Annotated in this window: 18 protein-coding genes; 9 read left to right on the forward strand and 9 right to left on the reverse strand. The window is 58.1% G+C overall.

Annotated features, from left to right (window positions below):
• Positions 1 to 280 precede the first annotated feature (280 nt).
• Entirely contained in the window at positions 281 to 1,219 is a 939-nt protein-coding gene (locus H4317_RS06775) for a DUF3667 domain-containing protein (RefSeq protein ID WP_185889368.1), read from the reverse strand.
• A 159-nt stretch (positions 1,220 to 1,378) separates the two neighbouring features.
• Positions 1,379 to 2,689, reverse strand: a complete 1,311-nt coding sequence (locus tag H4317_RS06780) for a cystathionine gamma-synthase family protein (RefSeq protein WP_185889369.1) — start codon at positions 2,687 to 2,689, stop codon at positions 1,379 to 1,381.
• Positions 2,690 to 2,767: 78 nt separating this feature from the next.
• Between H4317_RS06780 and H4317_RS06785 the strand changes: the two genes are divergently transcribed.
• Positions 2,768 to 3,181: a hypothetical protein gene (locus tag H4317_RS06785; protein ID WP_185889370.1), complete on the forward strand. Its 414-nt coding sequence runs from the start codon at positions 2,768 to 2,770 to the stop codon at positions 3,179 to 3,181.
• Positions 3,182 to 3,188: 7 nt separating this feature from the next.
• Here the strand turns inward: H4317_RS06785 and H4317_RS06790 are convergent, their stop codons facing one another.
• Positions 3,189 to 4,217 (reverse strand): N-acetylmuramoyl-L-alanine amidase family protein, encoded by a 1,029-nt coding sequence (locus H4317_RS06790; protein ID WP_260625847.1) that lies wholly within the window; start codon positions 4,215 to 4,217, stop codon positions 3,189 to 3,191.
• Between the two features lie 344 nt (positions 4,218 to 4,561).
• Between H4317_RS06790 and H4317_RS06795 the strand changes: the two genes are divergently transcribed.
• On the forward strand, positions 4,562 to 4,981 hold the full coding sequence (locus H4317_RS06795; protein ID WP_185889371.1) for a helix-turn-helix domain-containing protein: 420 nt from the start codon (positions 4,562 to 4,564) through the stop codon (positions 4,979 to 4,981).
• A gap of 72 nt (positions 4,982 to 5,053) precedes the next feature.
• Complete coding sequence (locus tag H4317_RS06800) at positions 5,054 to 5,815, forward strand: SDR family oxidoreductase (RefSeq protein WP_185889372.1); 762 nt, start codon at positions 5,054 to 5,056, stop codon at positions 5,813 to 5,815.
• 76 nt (positions 5,816 to 5,891) lie between these two features.
• On the opposite strand, the gene H4317_RS06805 is transcribed toward H4317_RS06800, so the two are convergent.
• Both H4317_RS06805 and H4317_RS06810 read right to left on the reverse strand, forming a co-directional pair.
• The gene (locus H4317_RS06805) at positions 5,892 to 6,356 is read right to left on the reverse strand and encodes a hypothetical protein (protein ID WP_185889373.1); all 465 of its coding nucleotides are present in this window, start codon (positions 6,354 to 6,356) and stop codon (positions 5,892 to 5,894) included.
• A 100-nt stretch (positions 6,357 to 6,456) separates the two neighbouring features.
• The gene (locus H4317_RS06810; protein ID WP_185889374.1) at positions 6,457 to 7,071 is read right to left on the reverse strand and encodes a 2'-5' RNA ligase family protein; all 615 of its coding nucleotides are present in this window, start codon (positions 7,069 to 7,071) and stop codon (positions 6,457 to 6,459) included.
• A gap of 377 nt (positions 7,072 to 7,448) precedes the next feature.
• Here H4317_RS06810 and H4317_RS06815 point away from each other — a divergent pair, with 377 nt between their 5' ends.
• The 3 genes from H4317_RS06815 (at position 7,449) to H4317_RS06825 (ending at position 10,727) form a co-directional block, all read left to right on the forward strand.
• Positions 7,449 to 9,620, forward strand: coding sequence for a DUF748 domain-containing protein (locus H4317_RS06815; protein WP_185889375.1), 2,172 nt, complete (start codon positions 7,449 to 7,451; stop codon positions 9,618 to 9,620).
• A 195-nt stretch (positions 9,621 to 9,815) separates the two neighbouring features.
• Complete coding sequence (locus H4317_RS06820) at positions 9,816 to 10,178, forward strand: hypothetical protein (protein ID WP_185889376.1); 363 nt, start codon at positions 9,816 to 9,818, stop codon at positions 10,176 to 10,178.
• Positions 10,179 to 10,190: 12 nt separating this feature from the next.
• On the forward strand, positions 10,191 to 10,727 hold the full coding sequence (locus H4317_RS06825) for a PAS domain-containing protein (RefSeq protein WP_185889377.1): 537 nt from the start codon (positions 10,191 to 10,193) through the stop codon (positions 10,725 to 10,727).
• 97 nt (positions 10,728 to 10,824) lie between these two features.
• On the opposite strand, the gene H4317_RS06830 is transcribed toward H4317_RS06825, so the two are convergent.
• Positions 10,825 to 11,805 carry an SMP-30/gluconolactonase/LRE family protein gene (locus H4317_RS06830; protein ID WP_185889378.1) on the reverse strand — a complete coding sequence of 327 codons (981 nt, stop codon included), beginning with the start codon at positions 11,803 to 11,805 and terminating at the stop codon, positions 10,825 to 10,827.
• Between the two features lie 180 nt (positions 11,806 to 11,985).
• Between H4317_RS06830 and H4317_RS06835 the strand changes: the two genes are divergently transcribed.
• Positions 11,986 to 12,159 carry a DUF2256 domain-containing protein gene (locus tag H4317_RS06835; protein ID WP_185889379.1) on the forward strand — a complete coding sequence of 58 codons (174 nt, stop codon included), beginning with the start codon at positions 11,986 to 11,988 and terminating at the stop codon, positions 12,157 to 12,159.
• A 65-nt stretch (positions 12,160 to 12,224) separates the two neighbouring features.
• A complete protein-coding gene (locus tag H4317_RS06840) occupies positions 12,225 to 13,853 on the forward strand; it encodes an amidase (RefSeq protein ID WP_185889380.1) in 1,629 nt (542 codons plus the stop codon).
• Positions 13,854 to 13,932: 79 nt separating this feature from the next.
• On the opposite strand, the gene H4317_RS06845 is transcribed toward H4317_RS06840, so the two are convergent.
• The 3 genes from H4317_RS06845 to H4317_RS06855 form a co-directional block, all read right to left on the reverse strand.
• Positions 13,933 to 14,169: a hypothetical protein gene (locus H4317_RS06845; RefSeq protein ID WP_185889381.1), complete on the reverse strand. Its 237-nt coding sequence runs from the start codon at positions 14,167 to 14,169 to the stop codon at positions 13,933 to 13,935.
• Positions 14,170 to 14,256: 87 nt separating this feature from the next.
• Positions 14,257 to 14,796 carry a hypothetical protein gene (locus H4317_RS06850; RefSeq protein ID WP_185889382.1) on the reverse strand — a complete coding sequence of 180 codons (540 nt, stop codon included), beginning with the start codon at positions 14,794 to 14,796 and terminating at the stop codon, positions 14,257 to 14,259.
• A 69-nt stretch (positions 14,797 to 14,865) separates the two neighbouring features.
• Positions 14,866 to 15,288, reverse strand: a complete 423-nt coding sequence (locus tag H4317_RS06855) for a hypothetical protein (RefSeq protein WP_185889383.1) — start codon at positions 15,286 to 15,288, stop codon at positions 14,866 to 14,868.
• A 92-nt stretch (positions 15,289 to 15,380) separates the two neighbouring features.
• Between H4317_RS06855 and H4317_RS06860 the strand changes: the two genes are divergently transcribed.
• Positions 15,381 to 17,291, forward strand: a complete 1,911-nt coding sequence (locus tag H4317_RS06860) for an ABC-F family ATP-binding cassette domain-containing protein (protein WP_185889384.1) — start codon at positions 15,381 to 15,383, stop codon at positions 17,289 to 17,291.
• Positions 17,292 to 17,344: the final 53 nt, after the last annotated feature.

Genomic DNA, 17,344 nt, shown 5'->3' on the forward strand with positions numbered 1-17,344 from the left:
TTGGGAGTAAAAGGATGAGAATACAGCCGCATACGAATTATTGCTATTAAGGTCTGGTTTTATAGTGATATTTATATAATTAGTAATTGTGGGCTGGTATGCCAAGCCAATAGAAGGATAGTTGGGCGGTTGTAGCAAACACCCAAGCAATATCTTCCAGCTAAGCTGTGTGCAGGATCAGTACATAAATTCCACTGGTTACTCCACAAAAAAGCCCGCCACTGCATCCAGTGACGGACTTTTTGCAGAATACGTCTATAGCATGCCAAAATGAGCAGCGCTAAGGGCGCGCCGGAGCAGCTTGGGTAGAAGCGGTCTTAGGTTTCATCTTGGCTTGCAGATCCTGGCGTAAGCTAGGGTCTTGGCGCAGCAGCGACACCACCAGAAAGGTTATGTAGGCAGAGCAAGCCAGTATCAAGACTAAGAGTTGCAGTAGCGAAGCACCCACAGCCCGCAGGCTCCGGCTAGTAGCTGATAGCCGTGTGTGGGCCTGCATCTGCCAATACACCCAAATAGGGTACACTACGGAAGGAACCAGCGTAAGCAGCGACAAACTTCTTGCTTCAGGCACTTCTTTCGCCAGCAGCAGCAGCGGTATAGTGAGCACTACAGCCGGCAACGTGAGGGTACCCGTAACAAAGGCTTGACCAATCAGCATTTCCGCGTAGTTGTAGCGCGTGGCCCGTAGCAGCAGCCATGCCACCAGTGCATTGAGAGGCAGCAGCACGGTATAAATCAGGGTTGGATATTTATAGATTGTGGCCATGTAGCGGTCCATTGCTAGCACTAGCACTTTGGGCGTGTCGGCTACCTGCTCGGGCGGAATGGGTTGCAAGTGCAGCGCCGACATCAGCAGTGCCCCTAGGCCACCGAGCAGCAGTAAGTAGGTCACGGGCCGGAAGTGCTGTGCCCGTTGGCCCGCCAGGTACTCCCTAATGGCGTAACCGGGGCGCGTGAGCATCTGTCGCATAGTGTAGAGCACCCCTTTATCGACGTGCCAGATGCTGTGCGGCAAATCGTGCAGTAGCAAATAGCGCATCGTAAAGCGGTGCGTGTGGTGTGCATCCTGCCCGCATTGGCCGCAGTAGCGGTCCGATACCAGCATGCCGCAGTTCAGGCAGGCCGCCGGGCTGTGGTCTGATGCGTGGCCTGGCGCGGCATGAGCCGAATCAGCAAGCTCCGGGGCGAGAGCAACAAGGGGGGTAGACGTGGCTTCCATATATTCAAAGATGAATGTTTTTAACAGGAAGTCACTTATTCAGGGCGCCGCAAGCAAAAAGCCAGCCGCTGAAGTTCAGCGGCTGGCTTTTTACAAACTACCAGAAAGAATTATGAACGCACACCAAAATTCAATTGGAGAAGCAGTGTAAGTGTTTGCTTAGGCCAGTTCTGCCACGCGTACTTCTTTGGGCATGCCCACGGCCTCAAACGCCTGGCTCAGGTCCAGCATCAAATCCTGCGCGTCTTCTACGCCGATGCTCAGGCGAATCATCTGGGAGGTGATGCCCATTTCCAGCTGGTCGGCGGGCGTAATGTCGGAGTGGGTCATGGTGGCAGGGTGCTCGGCCAGGCTTTCGGTACCGCCCAGGCTCACGGCCAGCTTAATAAGTCGCAGCGCATTCAGGAAGCGGAAGGCTTCGGCCTCGCCGCCCCGAATGTCGAACGAAATCATGGAGCCGGGCGAGAGGCAGTGGCGACGGTAGATGTCCTGCTGCACGGGGCAATGCTCCAGGTGCGTGAGGTAGTAGGTGCGCGCTACCAGCGGGTGCGCACGCAGCCAGTCGGCAATAACCTGGGCCGAGGTGGCGGCGCGCTCCATACGCAGTTTCAGGGTTTCGAGGCTGCGCATCAACATCCAGCCGGTATTGGGGTCGCACATGGTACCCATAAAGGTGCGCATGCCCTTGATTTCCTTCATCAGCGCCTTGCTGCTGAGCGCAGCGCCCGCAATCAGGTCGGAATGGCCGCCGAGAAACTTGGTGGCCGAGTACAGCACTACATCGGCGCCATGCTTGAGCGGGTGCTGAAACACGGGTCCCAGAAAGGTATTATCAACCACAAAGCGCACCGGCTTATCGGGCGTGCTGTACTGGCGGGCCAGCGCGGCGCAGGCTTCCAGATCTACGAGGTGGTTGGTAGGGTTGGCGGGCGTTTCCACGAATATCATGGCCAAGCGGCCTGGCGCAATGGCCGCGGCCTGGGCAGCCAGCTCCTCAGGCGTGGCGGTGGGCAGGAAGCCCTGGGCCTCAATGCCAAACTTGCGCAGTACGTTTTTCAGAAAGAAGTCGGAGCCGCCGTACACGGGCTCGGAGTGCAGCACTACGTCGCCGGGCTGCAGCAGCGCCAGCAGGGTGGTGCTGATGGCTGCCATGCCCGAGGCGAAGCTAGCGGCCTCCTCAGCCCCATCCCAGAGGCAAAGGCGGTGCTCCAGAATTTCGAGGCTAGGATTGTTCAGGCGCGAATAAATCAGGCCCATTTCCTCCTCCGGGCCCTGCTGGCGCAGTCCGTAGGCCAACTCGAAGAAGGCTTTGCCCTCCTCTGCATTCCTGAAAACGAAGGTGGAGGTCTGAAAAATGGGCGGCTTGATGGCGCCTTCGCTCCAGGCAGGCGTGTAGCCGTAGCTCATCATCAGGCTCTCGGGGTGGAGGCGCTGCCCGTTGATACAGGCGTGGTCTTGGGGGGTAGTCATGACAACTGGGTGGGGTGGGTGGGAAGGTTGGAATTTGCCCCGAAGGTAGCTTTTCTCCGGGAGGGCCATTCTGCTGCCTTGCCTGCCACGCACCCCGGCCGCCCCGCCGACCTGCCGGACGAATGTTACCTTCGGGCCCTGGGCCACCTTACTTTCCTCGCCATGAGCATCGATACGTACAGCTTTCTGCAGCACACGACTGAGGCCGAAAAAACGACGGTCTATCTGCACACCGACGACGATACGGTGACTTCCTGCGAGGCGCTGCTCATCGCGCAGACCAAATACCAGAAGCTATTTATTACGCTGGAGCCCAAACGCCGCTACCTGACGCACACGCAGGTTCCCGGCGAAGAGGAACTGGAAATCGACTTTCTGCGGGATTATGAGGAAGTGGAAGCCTTGATGGAAGACGCCGGCCTCGATGGCATCCATGACGGTGAGCAGGGCATCCTCTACCACAACTTGCTGTTCCTGCTGATGAATCCCTAATGGTACTCTACCGGCGGGTGTAGTCGGCAATCAGGCCTTCACAAATCCAGTTGGCCAAAGCTTGGCGGTTATCCGGCACCACAAAGCGGCGCTGGTCTTTCTGGTTGCGGATGTTGCCTAGCTCCATGAACACGGCCGGCGCGTGGCTGGTACGTACCTCATACAGGCTGCTCCGCACCGACACGTTGCCGGAGTACGGCCGGTTGGGCTGAGCGCGCTTGTAGCGGTCCGTAAACACCTTGTGAATGTTTTTGGCCAGCCGCAGGCCCGTCTGGCTGTTGGCATGATGATAGAAAAACACGTCGATGTTCTGGCCCGCGCTGCGGCTATCTACGTGCAGGGCCAGCAGCCGCTGGTAGGCACCTTTGTGGTGGGCATGGAGCTTGTTTACCTGCGCAATGCGCTGGCGCAGGCGGCCCAGCTGGCTCAGCGGAATCTTCTGGCGCGGATAGGTCACCTCGTCGTAGTCCATGGGCAGCACGTTGGCGTCGCGGATACCGTCGTTGGGGTCCTGCACCATCACGTATACCGTAGCGCCATGCTCCATCAGCACACGGGCCAGCCGCACGGTTACGTCATAGGCATATTCGTCTTCGGCCAGCTTGTAAGAACCGTACTGCCCAATGGCACCCGGGTCGGGGCCGCCGTGGCCCGCCGAGAGATAATACACGGCCCCCCGCAGTGCCCTGTCGCGGATAGGGACGGGGCTGTAGCTGGGACCGAACAGGTTAGCGGTGAGCAGGGGAGTAGTGCTTTGGCCGTGCGACGTAGGATTGGTGGCTTTAAGGCGAGAAGCCGCTGAAACAGCGGGCGGCAACAAATAGCTACGGCCTGCCACCAAGCCGCCACCGGGCGCCAGCGCCGCTTTGTTCAGCTCCTTGAATTTCTGCTGTTGCTGGCTGGAGATCAGGCCGTAGCGGCGCAGCAGCGTCTGAACTCCGTCGCCGCGCCGGGCCACCACTTTACGGACTTTGCTCTGGCCGAAAACCCCCAGACACATCAGGAAAAGCAGAACGAGGAGAGGAGCTGTGCGCAAAAGCAGAAGAACTAAAGGTGGCGCAGATGAGGCTGCCGCCAATGAAACAAGAAATAGCAGCAAGGACCGTGAGAGCAATTAATGGCCACTGTGCAGCAGTGGCTCCAACTGATACGGAACTACAAAAAAGGCAGTAAATCTTCGGATTGCGAATTACAGAGCCTCACGGCGAAGGAGCATACCCTTTCGTTTTTCCAGAAAGCCACCGTAATTGTGTTGTTGCGTTAGAAAGAGGGTAAAACCAACTTGGGCAACCAAAGTGTCTACGGGCCAACTACCGGCGGTAGTTACCTCGCACAGTTCGGGGCACGAACAATACGCAGGTGCATTGGATTTAGAAAATCATGGCAACGACACCCATCCCGAAAAAGATTCTGGCGCGCCAGCACGAAATAACGGCTGATTTCACTCGCCTCGTGCATGCCCACGTCGACGAATTACTGGCCGGCCATGCTACAGAAGCACTGGAAATCAGAGATTTTGCTGGTCAGCTCTGCATTCATCCCACGCACCTTAGCAACACGCTGAAGCTCACTACCGGCGAGGCGCCTTGTGCCATTTTTGAGCGCAGACTGGTGGCCGCATCTAAGGAGTTGCTGGCCAACTCGCGCCTGACAGCGGCCGAGGTAGCGGCCCGCCTCACTTACGACCCCTCCAACTTTACGAAGTTCTTCAAACGCTTCGTGGGCGTCACGCCCAAGCAATATCGGGAAGAGCTGTGGGCTGCGCGGCGGGTTGCAACATCGGAACCTGTCACCATTTAATCTGAACTACTCACCAGAAAACAGCGGCTCATTCTCTGGAACTTTGCGGTATCACGTAACCTAAGATTTCCCATGAGCACCAACAAAATAGCCCTCATTACCGGCGGTAGCCGCGGACTTGGCCGGAACATGGCACTGAGTCTGGCCGGCAAAGGCATTGATGTCATGCTGACCTACCACAGCAGGAAAGACGAAGCCGACGCCGTAGTAGCCGAAATTGTAGCGCAGGGTCGCAAAGCCGCCGCCCTGCAATTGGATGCTTCCGCTCCCGCAACCTTCGATGGTTTCTTCGGCCAGGTAAAAACTGTACTGCACGAAAGCTTCGCGGCCGAGCGGTTTGATTTCCTGATCAACAACGCCGGCACGGCCTTGTATGCCCTGTTTGCCGACACCACCGAGGCGCAGTTCGATGACATGGTGAATATTCACCTCAAAGGGCCGTTTTTCCTGACTCAAAAGGCTTTGCCGCTCCTCAACGACGGAGGCCGCATCATTAATATCTCGTCAGGTCTGGCGCGGTTTGCCAATCCTGGCTCCTCGGCTTATGCCAGCATGAAAGGGGCTATGGAGGTACTGACCCGCTATCAGGCGAAGGAGTTGGGAAGCCGCGGTATTGCGGTAAACATTGTAGCGCCAGGGGCTATTGAAACCGACTTTGGGGGCGGCCGGGTCCGCGACGACAAGCAGATCAATAAGCATCTGGCCAGCGTCACGGCGCTGGGCCGCGTGGGCCTGCCCGATGATATTGGGCCAGTGGTAGCCTTCCTATGCACCGAAGACGCGCGCTGGATCAATGCTCAGCGTCTGGAGGCTTCGGGCGGCATGTTCCTGTAAGCAGCTGGTTAGCGTTAATAAAAAAGCCCCCTGAAGTCGTTCAGGGGGCTTTTTTATTAAGGTTAACTCGCAGTGCCTAGAGGCGGAACGCAGGGCGCTCCGGATTCCAGATTCCCCACGGAATCATCACCAGCACCAGCAGCAGCGCAATCAGAAACCAGGTAAAGGCTTTTTTGTGCTTGATGATGGGGTCAACGGCCTTTTTGGACAGTGTGCGGCCGACCTGCGCGGCTACCACAGCCAGTAGCATACCTACTAGATGCTCAACGCCCCAAAAGCGGCCTATTGGGTCTTTCATCACGGCGCCGCCGGCCGTTTCAAAGGCCTTCATTCCGAACGGGCTCAGACCGAAATACAAGATCAGACCGAGCAGCAGCTGCAGGTGCATAGAACCCACGAAAGCAGCGCCCATGCCATTGTCGGCACCCACAAAGGGTTTGCGGCCCTGCCAGCCCGAAAAAGCTCGGAAAAGGGCAATCAGTCCGAAAACGAGGACGAGCCAACGCGTCCAGGAGTGTAGCAGCAGTACGGTTGAGTACATAAGCAGAAATCAGTAGGTGAGGTGGAGAGTTGAGCGGTAAAGGTCGGCGGCAACTGCGGAAATGCCGCGCCACCGTGCGAAAAATTGCATTGCCAGCCGATTAGGCCTCGCAGGAAAGCTCCGGGTTTCCCTGCTGCGGTGTGGGCCTCTCAAATAGCGTAGGTACCAGATCATGCTTATGCCCTTCAAAAGCAAAGCGCTTTTCCTGCACAAACAGCTCGCCTTCCTGCCGCAGAATGGCAATATTGTTTATGGTCAGTTTCAGGTTGAAGGTGTGCTGGTTGAGGTACTGCATCACAGGACCCAGAAGCTCCGGTGTGGTATCGTGCAGAGCCAGGGAAATATGCGGCAGCCAGCAGTCGGGCCCGCTGAATTTGTCGGTGCGCAGGCACAACGGCACCGTTACTTGCAGAATGCGGTGATGCAGCTGGTTGAGGTCATCGGAGCGCAGCACCGGAATGTAAATAACCGGATTAGGTCCCGGAAACACGCCCAGCCCGGTGGTATGAGCCACAAAGGGGCGTGTGGAGCGCGCCACGTCGCGCAGCACCTGTTTCAGGGCCGAGAGCTTGCGCACACCGGCCAGCTGGTAGGTGATGTGCGGGTCGGGGGTAGCCTGCACGTCGTCGAGCCCAAACTCGGTTTCCAGGCTTTTGATGAGGCGGTTGATACGCTCCGCGCTCTGGGTATTCAGAAGGGAGGTGATGGCGAGCATTGGTTCTCTAACAGGTAACACACACTATTGGTTGGCTTGGGCCTAGATGACTGCCGTGAAAGTTCCGGTCTGGCCACACAACACACGCAGGGTTTGCTGAGCAGTACTACCTCTGCTTTGGCCGGAAGGTATACTAGCCGCCGGACTGTTGTAGCGTTGGTAAGGGCAGTGGAAGGAGGCTAGCAGGGCGTTGCCTGGGTAGGAAGTGGGAGGCGCCATAGCAGGAACACGAGAAAATAGAAGACCTGGCGGCTAAGGTAGCCTATCCGGCGGTATACGCCGCCGCGGGCCCGCCGTGGGTGTTCAGGCCCAACGAAAACCGGCCTGACGCAGCCATGTTGGGTTGCTTTCCGTAAGCGGATGGCTATTACCCATCTGTGTCTGCTTCATCAACCGTCTCTTCCGCTGCTCCTGCCACCACTGCGCCGCGCCGCCGGTGGGGCAAAACCGTCCTGTGGCTTCTGCTGGGGCTGGTAGTAGCTGCCGTGGTAGCCGTGGTGTTTTTTCTGGACCCCTGGCTGCGGCGTGCGCTGGAAAGACAGGTGACAAAAGCCAGCAACGGCCGCTACGAGCTGTCCGTCAAAGAGCTGGAAACCAGTCTCTGGAAGCGCAGTGCTACCGCTCGGGGAGTGCAACTGCTCACCCGCACTGGCGCCCCAGCCGACACAGCCGCTCTGCCGGATCTTCGCCTCGACCTGAAGGAGCTGCGGGTGCATGGTGTGGGGCTATTGGCTATCCTGCGGCGGCAAGTAGTACCTGTTGATAGTGTAGTAGCTGATTCTGCGCAATTGCGACTGGCAAAGCTGCCAGCCACATCCGGTCCTGAAAAACCGCTTTATTCTCGTTTGCCGCTTGGGCTGCCGGGGCTGCAAGTAGGCTTTGTGGCGCTACGGCATGTGCGGGCGCGCTACGGTACTTTGCAACGGGCCGAAGGACATCTTGAACAGGCCACCTTACAGGTCCGAGACTTGCTGCTAAGCGCCGCAGGTGCCGCCGATACCAGCCGGCTCGGCTACGCCAGGCAGGTGCAGCTGGATGTAAATAGGGTAGTAGCACGAGTGCCCGGTCATCTGATACAGGTACAGCGCGGCACTTTCTCTTCCGACTCCCAACAAGCATTGGTAGGTAGCCTTCGAGTGGTTCCGCTGCGGCCTATAAGTTCACAGCGCACCTCCGAAGCCCGCATTGATCTGGACGTATCCGACGCTAAGCTGCTGGGCCTGCGGGCGGCGGCTCTGGCCCGCGGAACCCTCCGCGCCGATTCGCTGGTGTTGTTGCGCGGGCGGTTGGCTGTCACGCTCCCCACCGTGGCACCACCACCGCCGCACAAGCTGCTGGCCGCCTTTCTGCCGCGTGTTCTGGTGAATGGGGTGCGGGTAGCAGGAGCCAGCGTGCGGGTGGCTGGTACCGAGTGGGCCCCAGCGGTGTACGACATCTACCTGACCGGCACCGACCTGCGCCTCAACTCCCAAACCTACAATGCTCCAGGCTATTTGTATTACGCCCGTGCCTGGGCCCTACGTACCGGGCGCGCTTATGCCTCGCTCAATGCCCCCTATTATCAGTTGGCTTGTGAGGCACTGCGGGCTGATACGCGCCGCGGGCTACTGGCGCTCCGGATGGTGCGAGTAACGCCCACCATGACAGTAGCGGAGCTGGCGCGGCGCAAAGGACACCAAACTGCCCACGTTACCGTCCGGCTGCCTGAGCTGAATGTGCAGGCGCTTGACTTTGCCGCGCTGCTGCGCAAAGGCAGCCTGCTGGCTCGCCAGTTGGAACTGAAAGGAGGGCGCATCGTGACGATGAGTGACGGGCGCTTTCCTATCAACCCTAACAACTCTGTGGCTACCCCCGATGCTATTGGCCGGCTGCCGTTCCGGGTTGATGTGCGCCAAGTGCGTATTCAGGATGCCGGCATCCGGATGAGCTACCGTTCCCCACGCAGCGCCCAGCCCGGCGTGATGGCCATTCAGCAGTTCACGGGCACCCTACGCAACTTCAGCAACGACCCCCAACGGATGAGCGCAGCGCACCCGCTTACGGGCGAGGCAACGGGCGTGCTCCAGAAGCAAAGCCGCGCCCGCATGGTGCTGCAAGCCAATCTGCTCGACCCCAACGGCCGGCATACGCTGCAGGGCAGCTTCACGGCCACGCCGCTGGCCGCCCTGAACCCCATGGTGGTGCCTACACGTGGTATCCGGTTCAGAAGCGGCCAGGTTCAGCATATCCGGTTCGAGATGCAGCTAGACCGGCAGCAGGTGCTGGGTACCATGTGGGCCGAATACCGTGACCTGAAGCTGGACCTACTCAATAAAAAGAACAAGCGCGGTGTGCTGCACCGCATAGAAACGTCGCTGGCCAATGGCATCTTTCTGCGCGATAACAACCCACGGCAAACGGGCCAACCTCTGAAATCCGGGCAGATTACTTCCCGGCGGGAGCTGCGCTACTCCGTGTTTTCGCTGTGGCGGCAGGGGCTGGTTAGTGGGCTGCTCAACAGCGCTGGCGTTCCAAAGCCTCTGGCCAAAAAGCTTAGCGAATCGGAATAGGGAACGTGCGTTACTGAGCATACGATGTGGTGGAATAAATCAACGAACTGAGTATAAAGATACTGCCCAGCTTACGTACTGAAAATGACGGAATAATTGAACTCTTTCATAGTTTTATGCCTTGGCAGCAATACGCATATAGCTGTTGGGTTGTGATGAAGATGTACTACCGTTGTTTCCGCCTACCCTCATTTTATGTCTGAAGTCTTATTCGATGTCAACTTGCAGCAGATGCCCGAGGAATACCTCACCGGCGACTGGTGCGTGGCTGACCGGGTACTGAACCGTAACAGCCCCGATACGTCGCTGGCGCGGGCCACAAAGTTTCTGTTGCGCCCAGGGACGGTGCAGGTGCAAGCGCCTGAGCTGCAGGATTCGGGCCACTGGAGCATGGAGCGCGACTCCTTGCTGAACCGGCCTTATCTGGAACTGCAGCTACTGCAGGAAGGTACCCGCGCCCTGATTACACGGCTGCGCCGCTCTACCGATGGCCAGCATAGTCAACTCAACCTTTACTTTCAGTCGGGCATGGAAATTCAGCTCGCCCGGCCCTGTTAAGCTTTCCATTGCATGAATACCGCATCTATTTCCAACGAGGAACAACTGCGCCAGCAAGCTGATGAACAACTGCGCTTTCTGGCCGATTTTATCCCGCAGCTGGTCTGGTTCACGGACGCTACTGGTTCGCACACCTATTTCAACCAGCGCTGGACGGACTTCACGGGCTACACCCTCGCCGACAGCGTGGGACCCGATATGTGGAACAACCTGCTGCATCCCGACGACCGACAGCGTGCCCGCGACGTGTGGGGCCATTCGCTGGCAACCGGGGAGTTCTACGAAATAGAATACCGTTTCAAGTCCAAAGAGGGGGGCTACCGCTGGTTTCTGGGCCAGGCACAGGCTCAATTCGACGAAAACGGGCAGATAAAACAATGGTACGGCACCTGCACCGATATTCAGGAGCAGAAGGAAACCGAATTTGCCCTGCGCCACCGCGAACAGGAACTGGAACGCGCCTACTCTGATCTGGAAGTGAAAGTGACATTCCGGAACCTGGAACTGGAGCGCGAGGTCCGAGAATTGCGCCAACGCCTAACGCAGTAATGCACTGAAATACTAATTCATAGAAAAAGGCCGCCCCGATGAAGGGCGGCCCTTTTTGTGGGCGTAGAAACCAACTGACTGGGAAGCTTCAGTACGTCTAAAACTTCACTTTCACGATGCTGAACTGCGCTACCGGAGGCTGCTGATTGGCTTGCAGGGCGTTGAGATTGGAATAGAGCACATAGCTGTCAGCACCTTCGCGACGGGCCAGCGTGGTAGGGTATTGGGGCTGCGTTGTGAAAGTGCCGCTAGTGGTAGCGTTGGCCCACGCATCGGTGGTAGTGAGGCGGTACACTTTGGCCTGCGAGTTCGTCACGACCTGCAGCGTGTTGTTGTCCTGTAGCAGCAGGCCATCGGCGGCCTGCAGGTTTTGGCTGGTTGTCACGCGGGTAAAGCTGCTGGGGTTGGCCAGCGGTATTTTGAACAGGGCTCCTTCATTGGACTTGGCCACCAGCAAGTAGCCGTCCGGGTGGAACACGATGCCATTGAGCCCAAATGCCCCGGCCGGAGCTCCCAGCCGGCTGTTTTCCAGGAAGATAGTGGCCACACCCAGCGGATCTACTTTGTATATGACAGGGGCGAAGCTGTCGGTTACGTAAGCATTGCCCTGCCCATCAACTGCAATGTCGTTGGCAAAATGGTTGGGCGCCGAGCTCAATCCGCCCAAGTCTACACTACGGACCAGCTGGCCATTGTCGCGGTTGAGAATAACGAGGCGGGCCAGTTTGCGCAGTGTAGTGCCCAAGGTGCGTTGCTTATTGTAGCCGGGGTCTGAAACAGCCACTAGCAGCCGGTTGCGGCTGTCGTCTAGGTGCATACCAATGCTGGAAACCAGCGCCGCATCACTGGACAGCGCCGTGTAGCTGCCATCGTCCTGCACAAAACCTACTGTACCGGCCGTCTGCGAGCCCACCAGGAAACGGCTGTTTTTGGCATCGTACTGCACACCTTCGGGGTAGAGATTCGGCTGCGTGAAAGCCACGACTTCCGGTAGCGGCACGGGGTCCGGCGGAACACGGTCATCGTTGTCGTTGCAGGCCATGATAAGCAGGCTGCCTAGCAGAACAGACGTGGCCAAGCGAGTAAAAAGAGGAGAAATTCGGAAAGGAGCCATGTAGCGGTAGCGGATAAGACGATAGTATCTGCTTTCGGATACGGGAAAGCGGCGGTGGTAGGTTCGTATAAGATTGCGCCGCACTAGCGAAGCCATCCAACTATTTGCTGGCCGGCAGGTTTGCGCAATACAAAATACCGTCCCATGTCCAGCCCGAAAAAGCCCACCAAGAGCAATCTGCCCACCAAAGTATGCCTCACCTGTGGCCGGCCGTTCGAGTACCGCAAGAAGTGGCGCAACAGCTGGGATGAGGTGAAGTACTGCGGGGAGAAGTGCCAGCGCAACCGCCCGAAACAACCTGCCGAGCCAGCCACATAAGTTGCCCGGAAACGACTCCGGCCCACAGCTACTTTCCTGTTCTATCTTACCCAAAAAATTTCCCGATGAACCGAAGAATATTCCTGCGCAACAGCTCCCTGACCGGCTTGGCACTGTCCACGTTTGCCCTCAATGCTTGCTCGTCGCAGGAGAAGCCGGATACCGCGGCAGCCAGTCCTGACGACATTGCGGCTGAGGCGTTTGAGTTGCACGAGGCCACCGTTGCGGAGCTGCAGGAAATGATGCGCAGTGGCAAGCGGACGGCGCGAGACATCACGCAGCTATATCTAAAGCGCATTGCGGCCATCGACAGAGCCGGACCTACACTAAAAGCGGTGCTGGAAACCAACCCCGATGCCCTGGCCATAGCCGACCAACTCGACCAAGAGCGCAAAGCCGGTAAGCTGCGCGGCCCGCTCCATGGTATTCCGGTGCTCATCAAAGACAACATTGATACCGCCGACCAGCAACAGACCACCGCTGGCTCCGTGGCGCTGGCCGGGCATAAGGCCGCGCAGGATGCCTTCATCATTAAAAAACTGCGTGATGCGGGGGCCATTGTGCTGGGCAAAACCAACCTGAGCGAGTGGGCCAACTTCCGCTCCACGCGCAGCACCAGCGGCTGGAGCAGCCGCGGCGGCCAGACCAAAAACCCCTATATCCTCGACCGGACGCCCAGCGGCTCCAGCTCGGGCTCGGGCGCGGCGGTGGCCGCTAATCTGTGCGCGGTAGCCATCGGCACCGAAACCGACGGCTCGGTGGTGTCGCCGGCGTCGTGTAGTGGCGTGGTAGGCATCAAGCCTACAGTAGGCCTGCTAAGCCGCTCCGGCATCATTCCTATTTCGGCCACCCAGGATACGGCCGGCCCCATGGCCCGCACCGTCCGCGACGCGGCGCTGCTGCTGGGCGCTTTGGCCGGAGTAGATGCCGCCGATGCTGTGACGCAGGAAAGCGCCGGCAAAGCACAGCCCGACTACACGAAATTTCTGGATGCCAATGCCCTGAAAGGAAAACGTCTGGGCGTAGAGAAAAACCACCTAAAAGGTACTTCCGATGCAATTCCGCTGCTGCAGGCGGCCGTAATGCTACTCCGCGCACAGGGCGCTACGGTAATGGAGGTTGAGGTGGAAAAGCTGACTGATCCGCTGGGCGAGGCAGAATACGATGTGCTGCTCTATGAGTTCAAGGATGGCCTGAACAAGTACCTAGCCGGTGCTAGTGCCTTTGTCAAATCCCTGGCCGATGTTATCCGTTTCAACACGGCCAACAAGGCGAAGGCTATGCCCTTTTTCCAGCAGGAAATTCTGGAAGTTTCCGAAAAAACCGAGGGCCTGAAAAGTGAGAAATACCTGGCGGCCCTGCGTAAGTCGCATAATGGGGCGCGTACGGCGCTAGATACTGTACTGCGCGAAAACCGCCTCGATGCCTTGGTAGCCGTCACCAATGGCCCCGCGCCCTGCCTCGACCTCATCAACGGCGACTCCTGGAAAGGCCCGGGCTTTTCCTCGCCCGCGGCTATGGCCGGCTATCCGCACATTACCGTGCCAATGGGGCAGGCGCACGGCCTGCCAGTAGGCCTGTCGTTTGTGGGCGGCGCGTATCAGGAGCCGGTGTTGCTGGCTTTGGCGTATGCCTATGAGCAGGCGGCAAAACAGCGCAAAGCTCCTGCGTTCCGAGCCCCGTTCGTAGGGTAAGTGGAGCTGCTCACATACAGCAACGAAAACGCCCTCCGAAACCAAGTCTCGGAGGGCGTTTTCGTTGCTGTAGCAAATGCTATTTATTCTCGTCTTCGGATGACTGGCGCGGGGCCTTACTGGTAGCGGAAGAGGCACTGCCGGAGCCGCCTTCGTCGCCTTGCTCGTCGTCGAGGTTCAGCTCGTAACCGCCGCTGCCGTAGCTGGGACGGCCACTGCTCTGGCCTACTGTGCCGCCATCTTGTTGGCCCTTGGCAGCTTGTGCGGTGCGGTCATCGTTTTCTTCGGGTGTCTGGGAGGGGGCGTTGGTTGCCATAGTCGTAAGTCGTTAGGAATGGATAGACACTCTCCTATACGAGCCTTCTGCGCACTGCAGCTACTACCGGTCAGCTCTCTGCGCCAACTATGGCACGTATTGTTCTGATAGGCTGGTTACAACGCCTTGGCGGGTTTCGATGATGAACGGGGAAAGGGTGAGCACCTTGGGCACGTTGGCCTGCACTTTGGCGGGCGTGGCCGGGTAACGTTCCAGCCCGTTTTCGCCGGTGCGCCAGAACGTAAATTTCGCCTCATCATCCAGCCGGAGCGCGCGCACTTGTGGGTTGTCGTTGACGATGTAGTAGTCGTTGAAGACGGAGTACACGGTGTCGCCGTTTACGACGTCCACGGCCGCGTCGCCCTTGCGGCGGGCAGCGGCTACGGCCGCCTCGCCGCTCAAAAACTGGATGTAGTCCACGTCCACGAAATACTGCCCGCCCTGCTGGTAGAAGCGCCGGATGTAGCCGTGGCTGCGGCCGGTTTCGCCCACGGTTTCCGTCGTAGACTCCTCACTCTTGATGTCGGTCGGAATAGCCTCAGCCATGCCCCGGCCCGACGACTCCCGTTCGGTGGAGCTGCAGGCGGCCAAAGTCAGCAGGAGGGAGGCAAGCAGAAACGGTTTCATGCGGAGTTGTACGAGGTGAATGATGCAGGTTTGGGGGCAAAGATGTCCATTTGCGGGTGTTGGCCGTGCCTATTGCTCCACAACATTGTAATCATACACAACCCAGCCCTCTTTTTGCCGGACAAAGCGCGCCCGGCAGAGTACTCCTTCAATAGGATAAGCCAGCGTGTACATGAGCGTGTCGGCGGTGGTGCGGGCGGGGAGCTTCCGGATACTGATATAGTCTGTTGCTGCCTGCTGCTTTGCCTGAGCAGGAGTAAGCGACAGAACCGGCCGCCCAAATTTCTCTAGCTGTAGACCCTGCGGCATACCCGGGGTTTGGAGCAGCTTGATTGGTAGCCGGCCGGGTAATTCTACGTGAAAATACTGTTGCAACTCCGGCAAATCGAGCAACTGCTGCAGAATAATCTGCTCAGAAACACCCTGACAATAAGCTATGCTACTCGGTAGCAGGAGGCAGGCAGTGAGCAACAGGCGGGTTCTTCTGATCATACTGGTTGGCATAAACGAGTAACACAACACAGAAACAGTAATGCCCTTCTGCTAAACCTGTACCTTTGCGGCTTCATAGCCCGCAAAGTAGGATGATTTCGATTACTGACTTAGATTTTCATTTCGGCTCCCGTACCCTTTACGATAAGGCCAGCCTGCACATCAAGCCCAAGGATAAGATTGGCCTGATTGGCCTCAACGGCCGGGGCAAATCCACGTTGCTGCGCATTCTGGTGGGCGAGTACAAGCCCGACGGTGGCAGCATCTCCATGAGCAAGGACGTGAGCCTGGGCTTCCTGAACCAGGATTTGCTTTCCTACGACTCGCACGAGTCGATTCTGGTGGTGGCCATGCAGGCCTTTGCCGAAGCGCTGGACCTGCAAAAGAAGATTGACGCCATTCTGGTAGAGTTCGAAACCAACTACACCGACGACCTGGTCGAGAAGCTGGCTGATTTGCAGGAGCGGTTCGAGGCGCTGGGCGGCTACACCATGCAGGCCCGCGCCGAAGAGATTCTGGAAGGTCTGGGCTTCACGACCGAAGAGTTGCAGCGCCCCCTCAAGCTGTTTTCGGGTGGCTGGCGCATGCGCGTGATGCTGGCAAAAATCCTGCTTCAGCAACCTTCGCTGCTGCTGCTCGACGAACCGACCAACCACTTGGACTTACCTTCCATCAAGTGGATTGAGAACTACCTGGCCGGTTACGAAGGCGCCGTTATCATCGTCAGCCACGACCGGGAATTCCTGGACCGCACCACCAATACCACCGTGGAAGTAACGGGCGGCAAGCTGGTGCCGTACGCCGGCAACTACTCTTACTATCTGGAAGAGAAGGAGGAGCGCAACGCCATCCAGAAAGGCGCTTTTGAGAACCAGCAGGCCCAGATCAAGCAGGCCGAGCGGTTTATTGAGCGGTTCAAGGCCAAAGCCAGCAAGGCCAAGCAGGCCCAGAGCCGCGTGAAGGCCCTCGATAAGCTGGAGCGCATCGAAAACGTGGCCGGCGACGACGCCAAAGTGAACATCAAGTTCAACTTCACTGTCACGCCCGGCCGCCATATCCTGCGCATGGAGCACGTGGGCAAGAAATACGGCGAGAAAATCATCTTCCGCGACACGCACGTGCACATTGAGCGGGGCGACAAAATTGCCCTCATCGGAGCCAACGGCAAAGGCAAATCGACGCTGATGCGGCTGGTGGCGGGCCAGGAAGCGCCCACCAACGGCAACCACCAGCTGGGCCACAACGTCATCATGTCGTTCTACGCGCAGCACCAGCTCGAAAGCCTACGCATCGAGAACGAGATTCTGCAGGAAATGGTAGAAGCCGGCTCGAAACGCTCCGAAATGGAGCTGCGCTCGGTGCTGGGCTCGTTCCTGTTCACCGGCGACGAGGTGTACAAGAAAATCAAGGTGCTGAGCGGCGGCGAGAAAAGCCGCGTGGCGCTGGCCAAAACCTTGATTTCGGAAGCCAACTTCCTGCTCCTCGACGAACCGACCAACCACTTGGACATGCAGTCGGTGAACATCCTGATTCAAGCCCTCGACCAGTACCAGGGCACCTACATCGTGATTAGCCACGACCGGTTCTTCGTGGAGAATGTGGCCAACAAAATCTGGTACATCGAGGACTTCCAACTCAAGGAGTACCCCGGCACCTACGCCGAGTACGAACAGTGGCAGGAAGACCGCGAAAAGGCGGCCAAGAAAGCCGGCCTGCCTTCGCCTTCGGCCGCCAAGCCGCTGCCCAAGGAGGAAAAGAAAGTAGAAGCCGCACCGGCCAAAACTCCTTCGCCCGACCAAAAGAAGGCCCTTAAGGAGCTGGCCGAAGTGGAAAAGAAGATCGAGGAAAGCGAGAAGGAGCTGGCCCGCTACGAAACGCAGCTCGCCGACCCGCAGATCTACCAGAACGCCGCGCAGCTGAAAGACGCCACCCTCAAATTTGAGCAGGTGAAAAAAGAGCTGGCCCAGCTAAATGACCGTTGGGAAATGCTGGCGGAAGTATAAGCGTTAGCAGTTTTGAAAAATAAAAAGCCCCGCCGGAAGCATGTAGCTTCCGG

Origin of the sequence: Hymenobacter sediminicola, assembly GCF_014250515.1 — a bacterium.
Lineage (GTDB): Bacteria > Bacteroidota > Bacteroidia > Cytophagales > Hymenobacteraceae > Hymenobacter > Hymenobacter sediminicola.